This window comes from Shewanella sp. GutCb, assembly GCF_002836135.1.
Taxonomy (GTDB): Bacteria; Pseudomonadota; Gammaproteobacteria; order Enterobacterales; family Shewanellaceae; genus Shewanella.
Window position 1 is genome coordinate 1 of the sequence record NZ_PJBL01000011.1, and the last position, 12,665, is coordinate 12,665.

Consider the following 12,665-nt stretch of genomic DNA (forward strand, 5'->3'; position numbering starts at 1 on the left):
CCTCCAGTGGCGGCGTCAAGGGCTTATTTTAAGAAGTTTTTCGAGTGATGCTTTCTTAATCAGAAATCAAAACCGAAGCCCTTAAAGCGCTTGTCACCTGAATCAAATCTCCGAAGATTTTTAACTCTCTAACACTGCTGCAAGTCCCGTACTACCTAAGTAGTTGGCCTGCTGTGCCGTGTCAGTGGATGCGCATTATAGGGGAATACTGATGGAGCACAAGAGGCTTTCTGAATAAAAAGGTTCTATTGTTGCTGTTTGATGATAAAACACCCTGACTAGCTACTTTTTAGGCTTTATAATGCCTAAAACAGCCACTTTAAGGATTTTAAGATGACTAGCTCGCAAAATAACAAGTCACTACGCTCATACAAAGGAACGGTGCCACAGCTTAAAAATGATGTTTATGTCGATGAAGCATGTGTTTTGGTAGGTGATATCACCTTAGATGATGATTCGAGTATTTGGCCTTTAGTTGCTGCCAGAGGTGACGTTAACCATATTAGCATTGGCAAACGTACAAACATTCAGGATGGCACTGTACTACATGTCACTCGCAAGTCTCCTTCATTACCTGAGGGTCAGCCGTTAATTATTGGTGACGATGTCACGATTGGGCATAAAGCGATGCTGCATGGCTGTAAAGTGGGTAATCGTATTTTAGTCGGTATGGGGGCGATCATCCTTGATGGTGCGATATTAGAAGATGATGTGATTTTGGGTGCGGGTTCTTTAGTGCCGCCCAATAAAGTATTAAAAAGTGGTTATCTTTATGTCGGTAGCCCGGCTAAGCAGATCCGCGCACTGACCGAAGCTGAGCTTGCCTTCTTACCTCAATCTGCTGACAACTATGTCAGACTTAAAAATGAATATTTGCAAGAAGGCGAATAAAGAACCTAGCTATATAAGTTTGACCCCATCTAACTCATCGAATGCCTCTTGTTCGATGAGTTGCTCAATCTCATCTTCAATATCAAATCGGTACTCGTCAAAAATAGCCAATGCCTTGCTAGCGATATCATGTTGATCGGCACTCAGTACTGTCGCAGACAATTCAGCTAACTTTGCTAAGCCTATTCGACACTCTATATTGACGCCTTCCACCTGAACGGGGAAAACAACACTCAGGGCTTGTGGTTCCCAATCTTGTAAGTCAGGAAACAATATACTTTGATTCATTTTGCTCCTATTAAAGCTCTGCTCTCAACTGCGTTAAAACTGCTTCAACGCCAGGTTTAACCTTACGCCAAATCAAAAAACTCTGCGCAGCTTGTCCCACCAGCATCCCTAAACCATCAACTGCTTGCTTGGCGCCTTGCGCTAGTGCCCAAGCGTTAAAGGCGGTTTGTTCTTTGCCATACATCATATCGTAGCAAACAGTGTCACCAGCTATTGTTTGATGACTGATCTTGGGTACATCACCGCTTAAGCTAGATGAGGTCGAATTGATAATAATATCGTAGCTTTGCCCTGTATGCCCGATAGGTAATGTGACGACATCACCGTACTCAGCAAATATATCGACCAATGCTTTAGCTTTAGATTGAGTGCGATTAACGATCGTCAACTTAGCGATACCTGCCTGCAATAATGGCAATATACAGCCTCTAGCCGCTCCTCCCGCACCCACCAGCAAAATATTTAAGCCTTTTAGGCTACCGAATTGTCGCTGTAGATCGGTAACCAGGCCCAGCCCGTCGGTATTATCCCCACGAATTGTGCCATTGCTTAATACTGATAGCGTGTTTACTGCCCCAGCAAGCTGCGCTTGGTCACTTAATTCATCGCACAGTGCAAACGCTTGTTCTTTGAAAGGCACGGTAACATTTGCCCCCAAGCCTTGGTTGGCAACAAAAGTACGAAAGCTAACTTCAAATGCATCCACTGGCGCCAAAATGGCTTCATAACGTAATGACTGTTCTGTTTCAGCAGCAAACACGGCGTGGATTTTCGGTGACTTACTGTGCCCAATAGGGTTGCCAAATACTGCGTATCTATCCGTCATGATCAACACTCTGTTGTTAGCTAAACTTAGTGAGGGTTAGTTTACCGCGGATTGAGCGACTAGCAATCTATTCTGTCGCCGTTATCTTCACTGCGCATAATTGCTATAATGGCGGCATGACGGGTAATAGAAGATGAAAGATGAATTGGTTAAAACGCCTGGTAAGTAAAAAAGAGACCACAGAAGAGCAAGATCCGCAGCAATCGAATGCTTATGATCGTATTGGTGGCGAGAAAACCATTCGCGCAGTTGCTCATCAGTTTTATTTGCAGATGCAGTCTAAACAAGCCAGTAAAGAGTTGCTGAATATTCACAGAGCGCCAATGATACCAATTGCATTCAGTATCTGTTCATTCAGTGGGAATTCAAAGTGCTGAAGGCAAGTCGGAGACGTGAAGCTAATAGCGATTCTATATCGAGAGTTTTCGTCGCAGCATGCAGCGCTTTGAAACCCACCCTACGGGAAGCGCCCATGCATTCCACTTCTGCTTTGCATTGACTCACAAGGGAATACCATTCTGTCGTCAATGCGCTTTGAATTGAAAAGCGTGAGCGATTCTGAATTGACTAAATACTAAAGGTAATTGGTATTAATGAATCAGAACAAAAGTTATTTGAATTTCTAAGCGGTTGGTTAGGCGGACCGCAGCTATATCAGCAGAAACATGGCCACCCCGCTTTAAAAGCAAGACATATGCCGTTCAACATTGACGAGAACATGCGCGAGCAATGGTTAGCTTGTATGAAAACGGCTATTGAAATAGAGATAGAAGATAAGCAACACCAACAAGCCATTTACGCTGCTATATCGACACTTGCGGATCATATGCGAAACCAGTAACGCCCTTTTATCGATGCGTGACTGATTTCACCTTCTATATAATCATTGCAGTTTATGCACTTAACCACTCTCTTGGCTTAAGGAAGTCACTGTATAACGCGGCTTCTGGGCTGCCGGCTTCTGGAGTGTAGGCATATTCCCAACGTACCAGTGGTGGCATAGACATCAAAATTGACTCGGTACGGCCTCCGGTCTGTAATCCAAACAAGGTGCCACGATCATAAACCAAATTAAACTCAACATAACGACCACGGCGATACAGTTGGAATTGGCGTTCATGTTCGCCATACTCAGTATCCTTACGGCGTTCAACAATGGGTGCGTAAGCTGTTATAAAGCCATTACCTACTGCTTGCATAAAGGCAAAACTCTTATCAAAGCCCTCTTTATTGAGATCATCAAAGAATAACCCGCCAACACCACGGGTTTCATTGCGATGTGGTAACCAAAAGTATTCATCACACCATTGCTTATATTTTGGATATGCCTCATCGCCGAAGGGTTCACACAAAGACTTGGCATTTTGGTGCCACTCCACAACATCTTCTAGGTAAGGGTAATAAGGGGTCAAGTCAAAACCACCACCAAACCACCATACCGGATCCGCGCCCTCTTTATGCGCGATAAAAAAGCGTACATTGGCATGAGTTGTTGGTATATGTGGGTTCTTTGGATGAATAACTAACGAAACCCCCATCGCCTCGAAGCTACGCCCAGCGAGTTCAGGACGGTGAGCGGTTGCCGATGCAGGCATAGATGCACCTGTCACATGAGAAAAGTTAACCCCCGCTTGCTCGAATACCGCACCATTGGTCAATACGCGACTTTGTCCGCCACCGCCCTCTTCACGTTTCCAAGAGTCCTCCACAAATTGTGCAGAACCATCTAGTGCTTGGAGTCCATTACAAATTCGAGTTTGAAGATCGAGTAAGAAAGCTTTTACTATTGCAGAATCTGGTGTGCTCATACTTTTCCTTGATTAACCTTTTCTTATAATGTTGCCGCTCTTGGCATCGATAATCGTTGAAGGAGCAGTCTGACTTCCTAGCTCTCCAACCACTAACCCAGCAATAATGCCCTCAAACTGCTGTCGAACGGCTATAGGTGATAACGCGGGCTCTTGACCTGATAAATTGGCACTGGTTGAAACAATGGGTTTATTGATTGCAGCGCATAGCCCTTTCACACCGATATGCGAGGTAACTCGTACGGCTATGGAATTAAAGGTACCGCTTAATAATTTAGACAGCCCAGATTTGATTGGCATGATAAAGGTAAAAGGGCCGGGCCATTTACTGTGAACAAATGCTAGCTGCTCAACACTAAGCTGAGATTCATCAATATAGGGAAGGAGTTGTTGATAGTCACCCGCAACGAGTATCAAGCCTTTGTGCCAAGGACGCTGCTTTATTTGCAGCAACTGATGAATAGCTTCATCATTGTCGGGATCGCAACCTAAACCATAAACGGCCTCCGTTGGGTAGGCGATGATGCCTCCTTGTTCAATAAGCTCAGCCACTTCAGCAGGCAATACTTCTAACATTTATCTCACTGTTCCTTACTCAATATAAGCTGCACTGTTTAATGTCACTATGATTACTCAAAAGCGACATTAGTGGAAGGTAATATGATTATTTAGACAGGCCGTTTATATTTGCACGTTTTCTCGGGACATTCTAAGCGCATTCCTGCCGCCCCTTTACGCTCAACTAAAATCCCAAAACCACAATCAGGACACGCTTCAGCTCTAGGTGGATAGTTCACCAAAAACTTACATTTAGGATAAGCACTGCAAGCATAGAATGATTTACCAAATCGACTGGTTCTATGCTCAACATGACCCGACTTACACTTTGGACAATCAATTTCATCTTCTGCGTCGGCTTGATCGTGTTTTTCGATGTGACTGCATTGAGGGTAATTGGTACAACCAATAAAAATACCAAATCGACCAGACTTAACGGCAAGCTCATTACCGCACTCGGGGCAGCTTGAGCCTTCAATCACTTGAGTTTCTATAGACTCATGCTGCACTAATGGCCGAGTGTAATCACAACTAGGATAGTTATTACAGCCGATAAACCCACCATGCTTACTGTGTCTTACTGACAGTTCACTGCCACACTTAGGACAGAGTTCATACTCTCTTTCTAATGCGTGTTCATGTGTTGTAAACAGTTGCTTATCGATTTTAGCCATGATTATCTCAGTTCTTCAATATAGCGCTATTCTACCAAGTATTAGCGTAACTTTTGTATTCATCTAATAGGTTTTGATAAAAAGTGGTGGTATATTGTATCCAAAAAAATAAAGGGTTAATTGATGAATACAAAAAATAAAATTGCTTTAACTATCATAGCGGCGCTATCTGGCTCAATATCTGGCTGTTCAAGCACAAACAATCCCCCACTTCAGCCAGAACTAGTACAACAAATATCTACAGCTTCAGAAAGTACACTCTTTGATGCTTCAAGCCCACTGTTAACCGTTGCTCATTTCCAACAAGCAAGCGCGGCTTTAGCAACCACAACTGAATTTAATAGCCTTGATAAGCTACTCTATTACTTCCGTGCATTTAGTTATTATGGTCCCATAGAACAGCTAGAAGCGACCGACTATGCTGGGTTATCTGTTGCGCTTGAACAACTTGCAAGCTCAGGTCAATTAAATAACCAAGCTCGCTTGCAGGAGCAGTATGCGGTAACGGTTTATCGCTATTTCTCAAGCAATGAACGTGCAGTGCAACTCGCACCATTACTACCGCAGCTAAACACTCAACTAGCCCAACTGGCAAGCACTGCCAGCCTACAGTCAAACGACTACGCTTTGCTTGAAACATTAAAAGCCTATGGTTTTTTGTTTAACGTCAGTCGCAAGGAGATTGATGGCGAACTCAATGCCACGTTACTCTCAGCACAGCTCAATGAGCCTTTAGTTTCATTTGCAGCCAGCGATGCAAGTATTCGCGCAGATAAAGACTGGCCGCGAACCAATGCATATTGGGCGTTAGCACTCTATAGACTATCATTACCATCATCAGAGGATGGCGAAACAACTGCACTTGAAAAAGCCGTCGATGAGGCCGTTGCAAATATTGCTAAGCAAGATGTCGCTATACGCGGAGAGAGCGCCAAAGATGCATACAGCAAGGGCTATCATGTTAATACCTTTGCAGCCCAAGAGCGTTGCCAAGAAAATAGCGAAATATGCCGTATCCCAGAACTTAAAGAAGCGCTGCCGATAGAGCACCGTTGCTCTGACTCGTTATTTATTTTAGCGCAAGATCTTAACCAACAAGAGCTAACTGACAGCTGTACTAAGCTCACATCTCAAGAGTCGCATTTTCATCAACTGCTTGAAACACAGCAGCAGCCCACAGCCAACGATAACAATGATGCATTAAGAGTCGTGGCATTCAAAAACTGGAGCCAATATCACTACTATGGCCAGTTAGTCTTCGACATTCAAACCGATAACGGCGGCATGTATATCGAAGGAAAACCGTCCAAACCGGGCAACCAAGCGACTTTCTTTGCCTATCGCCAATGGTGGATAGAGCCTGAGTTTGCGATTTGGAACTTAAATCATGAATATGTTCATTATTTAGATGGCCACTTTGTAAAGTATGGCGGTTTCGGACACTTCCCTAGCAAAATGGTGTGGTGGTCAGAAGGCTTAGCTGAATACATTGCGCGGGGAGATCAAAACCCAACCACGCTTAAAATCATCAAGCGCGACATCGAAGAGGCCCCGTCATTAGAAGATATATTCGCGACTGAGTACAAAGATGGCGTAGATATGACCTACAAATGGAGTTACATGGCGGTGCGTTTTCTTGCCGAGCATCACCATAGTGATTACGTGAAGCTGAGCCAGTTCTTGAAAACAGATTACTTTGAAGGTTATGAGTCACTACTCGCCGAGTTGACTCAACATCAGCAGGAGTTTGCAGGTTGGCTTGCAGCCCAAGTCGAACAATTCGAACAATTCGATGACAGTGAAGAAAAAGCTAAGCCTAGACTGCATAAACAGAACCGCTATGCTTATCGTGACTACTTGCAGCCAGAGCACTTAACTCAAGACAGCAAACACTTACATTTTTAGTGCTAGCTAATAATGATACTAAAAAGGAGGCGTTAGCCTCCTTTTTATATGCTCAAACAGATGCTTACTTATGAATGTAGACGACCATCAGGTTGCTCAAAGATGAGATCTTCCATCTGTTCATAGGCCAACTCATGGCCTGGCGCATTAAATAACACCATTAAGATAACCCATTTTAGATCATCTAAATTTAACGTCGTTTCGTCGAGCTCCATCACCCGATCGATAACCATTTCACGCGTTTCGACACTGAGCACTTTAATTTGCTCTAGAAACAGCAGAAAGCCGCGGCTCTCCACATCAATTTTATTTATCTCATCTTTGGTATAAATACGGAAAGATTGTTGATCATGATTGCAAAGGTAAGGTGTTCCCGCCTCTTGCAACTCGGCTAGGCCTTCCAACCAAGTCAAAGCCTTAATTATCTCCGACTGGTGAAAGCCAGCACGCGTTAATTCTTTTGTGAGTTCGTCTTCATCGACTAAAAACTCAGCTTCACTATGCACATAGTTTTCAAATAGATACATGAGGATATCAAACATGGCTAGCTCCTCTTAAGTCTTACATAACCACCGGGTACAGCAGTAACCCAACCTTGTAATTCAAGCTCAAGCAACTGCTCCAATACTAGCTCTATGGCTTTTCCACTATGCTCAACCACGTTATCGATCGTTGTGGTTTCATAACCTACACTAGCTAACAGCGAAGCAAATGGCAAATCAGAGACTATCTCACCCCCTATATGGTGGCAGGCCTTCACTTCTTCAAGGTGGTAGCCAGATAAAACCGCGATTTCTTCTAAAATGTCGCCAGCAGACTCCACTAATTTGGCCCCATCACGAAGAAGTTGATGACAGCCTTCACTCTGACCACTCAATACACTTCCCGGCATCGCAAACACTTCTCGCCCTTGCTCATTCGCTAACCTAGCACTAATTAAAGAACCACTTTTTAAGCTAGCTTCTACAACAAGGGTTCCTAGAGTTAGACCGCTAATGATCCGGTTTCGTTTCGGGAAATTACCAGAATAGGGTTTCACCTGCGGCCAAAATTCGGTCATAACGCAGCCATCATTCTGAATATCATGATAAATACTCCGATGCCTTTTGGGATAAATAACTTCAGCCCCTGTGCCCAGAACCGCAATGCTGACGCCTCTGTTATCAATAGCTGCCTGATGCGCAGCCCCATCGATCCCTAACGCCATACCACTGACAATGCAAAGCTGCTGATCCACCAGCTGCGAAGACAACGAGTAAGCCATTTTCAATCCCCCCGGCGTGGCATTACGACTACCAACTATCGCAATACCCGGGCGTATTAAACTGGTGATATTACCTTTGATGAACAGGACGGTTGGCGGGTCACTAATCTGTTTAAGCAAAGGCGGATAGAGAGGATCAGCCAAACACAATAAGTGGTTGAACTCACTTTGTTGTTGCCATTCAAGTGCAGTATCAACTAAGGCGTAATCGGGGGTTAAATTAGCATTGAGTAATGACTCTGGTAGAGGTAATGCATCGGGTTCATGGGTTAACCTTTGCCTTAGCTCTTCCACATCCATGTAGTTTATTAATTGTTTAATCCGAGCGGGTCCTAACCCGGATACAGCAGAAACAACTAGCCAATCGACCAGCTTGTCATTAATAACTTAGCCTCTAATGTCAGTGCAGCACTATCGCTGCACTGGTATAAGCTCTAACTCTAGACTATTCACCCGCTATCAGCGAATCGGGAATAGTGAGTTTATCCGCAATGCGGACAGGCCTTTCATTTTTGAGGATAATTCCTAAGCTGACCTTTTCGAAAACTTTGAAGACCATTAACTTACCACGATATAGATCCGGCATTTGTACTGCATTATCCGCCGAGACATTGGCTAACATCTTCTCGTAACGATTACGATCGTTAGGCTGTACAGGTATACCATCACCATCGATAACGACGACATCACCCTCTTTGAAAATAGAGAACACATGCCCAGTTTCAACACCGTCAATATAGCCTCGGTCAAGGTAGGCGACATCTAGCTTACCCATTGCTCGAATGTCTTTACCCGATGCCAAAACGGTCGTAACAGCGGTTAACTCCGCAGCTCTCGGCATAAAGTAGGCTGACATCAACGAGTCATCTTCAATCGGTAAGATACGGTTGCCAGCTCTTGTTTCGCGTAAGCTACTGAGTAATTCAACCTTAGAAACAGCGCCGGATTCAACCACTCGACCACTGGCCGCCAACACCACTTCTAACCCAAGAGACTCGCCCTCAGCATTAGAGAACTCACGGCCCTGCGCATAAACGCCAAATTTATCACCGACGGTCAGCTCACCTTGAACATAGACAATATCTGACACCACATGATATTTAGACGGACTTTCACCGCCCATAATCATAGGCTGCGCTTCAAACCACTCTGCATCGACAACTCTGTTTTGCAGTAAATAAGGTTGAATAAGTGACAAATCGACCGCGGGGATGGCACCGTTCTTTGCCGAGATACGCCCAGCAGGGCTCTTGCTTAAATGAGGTTTAACCACCAAACGTGGCACACCATCAATAAACACCAACGTCAGTTTATCACCGGGATAAATTAAGTGCGGGTTCGCCACTTGCGGGTTCGCTCCCCACAATGTTGGCCATCGCCAAGGATCCTTTAGGAAAAAAGTTGATATGTCCCAAAGGGTGTCGCCTTTTTTGACAACATAGGACTCAGGGTGTCCAGATTTAAGTGTCAAGGTATCAGCGAATACGAACGTACAACCAAGCATAAGTGAGGCAAGTAATAGTAACCGTTTCATCAGGGTATCCATGCTATTTGCTCTTTATTAGATTATAAGTAGAGCTTTTGCTGTTATTGAATGCCGCTAAAGACTAAAATTGAGTCATTAGCCAAAGCCAGTATAACCAACTGACTTAGATTTGACAGACCTGTTAAGAGTTTAGGTATGAGTTTACTAAAAGTGTTACGTTTTCCAGATGAAAGATTACGCACGATTGCCCAGCCAATCACTGAGTTTAGCGCTGCACTGCAGACGCAAATCGACGATATGCTTGAAACCATGTACGAAGAAAAGGGCATTGGCCTAGCAGCCACCCAAGTTGATTTTCATCAGCAACTCATCGTATTAGACTTACAAGATGAGGTCGAGCGGCCAAAAGTGTTCATTAATTTAGAGATTACCGCCAAAAGTGGTGATTTTCGTAATGAAGAAGGCTGTCTGTCTGTTCCAGGGATATATGCCGAAGTGGATCGGGCAGAGTTTGTCACCATCAAAGCGCTTGACCGTGACGGTAATGAGTTTACGTTAGAAGCAGAAGGCTTGTTTGCGATTTGCTTGCAACATGAACTCGACCATTTGGCAGGAAAGCTGTTTGTTGACTACTTATCACCATTAAAACGTCAACGTATTAAGCAAAAGCTAGAAAAAGCAGCTCGATTAGATGCAAAACAAGGATAAATTTTTGAAACCATTAAATGTCATTTTTGCGGGCACGCCTGACTTTGCCGCTCGTCACCTTCAAGCACTAATCGAATCGCAGCATAATGTTGTCGCTGTATATACTCAACCCGACCGCCCTGCCGGCCGAGGTAAGAAACTGCAATCGAGTCCAGTAAAGGCGTTGGCACTCGAAAATGACATTCCAGTGCTACAACCCAAATCTTTACGTGATGAAGCAGCGCAACAAGAGCTTACCGCCCTCAATGCAGATATCATGGTCGTTGTTGCCTACGGTTTGATTTTACCTAAAGTGGTACTCGATACTCCACACCTAGGTTGTATTAACGTGCATGGTTCGATATTGCCTCGCTGGCGAGGCGCTGCGCCAATTCAACGCGCTTTGTGGGCGGGAGACAACGAAACTGGCATCACGATTATGCAGATGGATGTTGGTTTAGATACCGGTGATATGCTACTCAAAACTAAGCTCACCATTGAAGATGAAGATACCTCTGCGACTCTATATGAAAAATTAGCATTGCAAGGTCCTGACGCGCTTATTGGAGCACTTGCCGCGCTAGCGGAAGACAACTTACCCGCTGAAAAGCAAGATGAAAGCTTAGCAAATTATGCCGCCAAGCTTTCAAAAGAGGAAGCGCGCTTAGATTGGTCAAAATCAGCACTGGCACTGTGGCGTGAAATCAGAGCCTTTAATCCGTGGCCAGTGAGTCACTATCAGCATGAAGCTAACACCATTAAAGTGTGGCAAAGTCATGTCAGTGCCAGCAGCACCACTGCAGCGCCAGGCACGATTATTTCAGCAGATAAAACCGGTATCAGTATCGCTACTGGTGATGGCGTATTAACCATTACCAGTATGCAACTTCCAGGTAAAAAACCACTCAGTGTGGCCGACATCCTTAACTCTCGAGCAGACTGGTTTATACCAGGCACCCAACTCACTCATAAAATGGACGACCAAGCCTAATGGCAATGAATTTAAGAGCGCTTGCCGCAAAAGTGGTATTTCAGGTCCTTGAAAAAGGGATATCACTCTCAGTCGCCCTACCCGATCAACAGCGACATATTGAAAGTGGTAAAGACAAGGCCCTGTTGGCCGAACTTTGCTACGGCGTAATGCGCCACTTGCCACAAATTGATAAGCAAGTGAGTGATTGCATGAGCAAGCCCCTTAAGGGCAAACAACGCATTGTGCATCAACTGTTATTAGTTGGCTGTTATCAGCTTTACTTCACCCGCATACCTAGTCATGCCGCTATATCAGAAACAGCAGAAGCATGTCGTCAGTTAAAATTCGAGGGTATGGTTAAGGTCGTCAATGGGGTATTGCGCACCATCCAGCGCCAAGAAAAACCACTATCCACCGATAACGATACGCTAGCGCATAATACTCCCGCATGGATCATTAAGCGGCTTAAAGATGCTTATCCAGAAAACTGGCAAGAGATTATTGAGCAAAGCCATCAGCGCCCGCCAATGTGGTTGCGTAACAATCAGCAATCACAAACGCGTGATGCCTATTTAAGTGCATTGGCCGATATTGAAGTCGAAGCTTCAGCAGGCAGCAGCAGTGACGCGATTTTATTGGCAAGCCCACGCGATGTAATGCAGCTCCCTGGCTTTGAGACAGGCTCGGCTTCGGTACAAGATGGGGCAGCACAATGGGCGGCAACGATACTGGCACCACAGGGTAACGAGCTCGTTCTCGATGCCTGCGCAGCACCGGGCGGTAAAACCTGTCATCTATTAGAGCTTGCTCCTAACATTCAATTGGTTGCGGTTGATAATGACGCCAAAAGACTTGAACGAGTACAACAAAACTTAGACCGACTATCATTGAAAGCAGAATTGATACATGGTGATGCTGCAGATATTGATTCCTGGTGGCAAGGTGATAAGTTTGATCGCATATTATTAGATGCACCTTGCTCTGCAACGGGCGTTATTCGACGTCATCCAGATATCAAATGGCTCAGAAAAAACGACGACATCGAAGAGCTGGCAGCATTGCAATCACAAATAGTTGATCATTGCTGGAAGTGGCTAAAACCTGGTGGCACGCTCTTATATGCGACCTGTTCTATTTTGCCTCAGGAAAACAAAGATCAGATCAGTGCCTTCTTACAAAGAACACCTGACGCGACTTTAGTTCCAATCGAACAACAACCAAACCCGAGTGATGTGGGTTGGCAAATTGTTCCTGGACAAGAAAACATGGATGGCTTTTATTACGCTCGCCTAGTGAAGGATTAGT

General features: G+C 44.7%; 14 protein-coding genes and 1 pseudogene. 7 read left to right on the forward strand and 8 right to left on the reverse strand.

Annotation, left to right across the window (positions count from 1 at the left end):
* Positions 1-333: 333 nt before the first annotated feature.
* A complete protein-coding gene (locus CXF86_RS06665) occupies positions 334-891 on the forward strand; it encodes a gamma carbonic anhydrase family protein (protein ID WP_101089036.1) in 558 nt (185 codons plus the stop codon).
* Positions 892-900: 9 nt separating this feature from the next.
* On the opposite strand, the gene CXF86_RS06670 is transcribed toward CXF86_RS06665, so the two are convergent.
* Together CXF86_RS06670 and aroE are read right to left on the reverse strand one after the other, a co-directional pair.
* Positions 901-1,179 carry a DUF1488 family protein gene (locus CXF86_RS06670; protein WP_102038645.1) on the reverse strand — a complete coding sequence of 93 codons (279 nt, stop codon included), beginning with the start codon at positions 1,177-1,179 and terminating at the stop codon, positions 901-903.
* A 10-nt stretch (positions 1,180-1,189) separates the two neighbouring features.
* The gene (aroE, locus tag CXF86_RS06675; RefSeq protein ID WP_102038646.1) at positions 1,190-2,005 is read right to left on the reverse strand and encodes a shikimate dehydrogenase; all 816 of its coding nucleotides are present in this window, start codon (positions 2,003-2,005) and stop codon (positions 1,190-1,192) included.
* A gap of 140 nt (positions 2,006-2,145) precedes the next feature.
* Between aroE and CXF86_RS06680 the strand changes: the two genes are divergently transcribed.
* Positions 2,146-2,382, forward strand: coding sequence for a globin domain-containing protein (locus CXF86_RS06680; protein WP_102038647.1), 237 nt, complete (start codon positions 2,146-2,148; stop codon positions 2,380-2,382).
* Between the two features lie 212 nt (positions 2,383-2,594).
* Positions 2,595-2,846 (forward strand): annotated as a pseudogene (locus tag CXF86_RS06685) (globin); the annotation flags it as partial.
* A 52-nt stretch (positions 2,847-2,898) separates the two neighbouring features.
* Here the strand turns inward: CXF86_RS06685 and hemF are convergent.
* The 3 genes from hemF to CXF86_RS06700 form a co-directional block, all read right to left on the reverse strand.
* Positions 2,899-3,813, reverse strand: a complete 915-nt coding sequence (hemF, locus tag CXF86_RS06690; protein ID WP_102038648.1) for an oxygen-dependent coproporphyrinogen oxidase — start codon at positions 3,811-3,813, stop codon at positions 2,899-2,901.
* Between the two features lie 12 nt (positions 3,814-3,825).
* Positions 3,826-4,389: an L-threonylcarbamoyladenylate synthase type 1 TsaC gene (locus tag CXF86_RS06695; RefSeq protein ID WP_101089032.1), complete on the reverse strand. Its 564-nt coding sequence runs from the start codon at positions 4,387-4,389 to the stop codon at positions 3,826-3,828.
* Positions 4,390-4,481: 92 nt separating this feature from the next.
* Positions 4,482-5,045: a DNA topoisomerase family protein gene (locus tag CXF86_RS06700; protein ID WP_102038649.1), complete on the reverse strand. Its 564-nt coding sequence runs from the start codon at positions 5,043-5,045 to the stop codon at positions 4,482-4,484.
* Between the two features lie 123 nt (positions 5,046-5,168).
* Between CXF86_RS06700 and CXF86_RS06705 the strand changes: the two genes are divergently transcribed.
* Complete coding sequence (locus CXF86_RS06705) at positions 5,169-6,950, forward strand: collagenase (RefSeq protein ID WP_102038650.1); 1,782 nt, start codon at positions 5,169-5,171, stop codon at positions 6,948-6,950.
* A gap of 68 nt (positions 6,951-7,018) precedes the next feature.
* Here CXF86_RS06705 and CXF86_RS06710 read toward each other — a convergent pair whose 3' ends face one another.
* From CXF86_RS06710 to CXF86_RS06720, 3 genes are all read right to left on the reverse strand, one after another.
* On the reverse strand, positions 7,019-7,492 hold the full coding sequence (locus CXF86_RS06710) for a DUF494 family protein (RefSeq protein WP_101089029.1): 474 nt from the start codon (positions 7,490-7,492) through the stop codon (positions 7,019-7,021).
* Between the two features lie 2 nt (positions 7,493-7,494).
* Complete coding sequence (gene dprA / locus CXF86_RS06715) at positions 7,495-8,514, reverse strand: DNA-processing protein DprA (RefSeq protein ID WP_101089028.1); 1,020 nt, start codon at positions 8,512-8,514, stop codon at positions 7,495-7,497.
* A gap of 145 nt (positions 8,515-8,659) precedes the next feature.
* A complete protein-coding gene (locus CXF86_RS06720; protein ID WP_101089027.1) occupies positions 8,660-9,760 on the reverse strand; it encodes a LysM peptidoglycan-binding domain-containing protein in 1,101 nt (366 codons plus the stop codon).
* 135 nt (positions 9,761-9,895) lie between these two features.
* Here CXF86_RS06720 and def point away from each other — a divergent pair, with 135 nt between their 5' ends.
* Genes def through rsmB form a run of 3 tightly spaced genes read left to right on the forward strand, consistent with a single transcriptional unit; the run spans position 9,896 to position 12,664 of the window.
* On the forward strand, positions 9,896-10,408 hold the full coding sequence (gene def / locus CXF86_RS06725; protein ID WP_101089026.1) for a peptide deformylase: 513 nt from the start codon (positions 9,896-9,898) through the stop codon (positions 10,406-10,408).
* Between the two features lie 4 nt (positions 10,409-10,412).
* Complete coding sequence (gene fmt, locus CXF86_RS06730) at positions 10,413-11,378, forward strand: methionyl-tRNA formyltransferase (protein WP_101089038.1); 966 nt, start codon at positions 10,413-10,415, stop codon at positions 11,376-11,378.
* Positions 11,379-11,383: 5 nt separating this feature from the next.
* Positions 11,384-12,664 (forward strand): 16S rRNA (cytosine(967)-C(5))-methyltransferase RsmB, encoded by a 1,281-nt coding sequence (gene rsmB, locus CXF86_RS06735; protein ID WP_101089037.1) that lies wholly within the window; start codon positions 11,384-11,386, stop codon positions 12,662-12,664.
* Position 12,665: the final 1 nt, after the last annotated feature.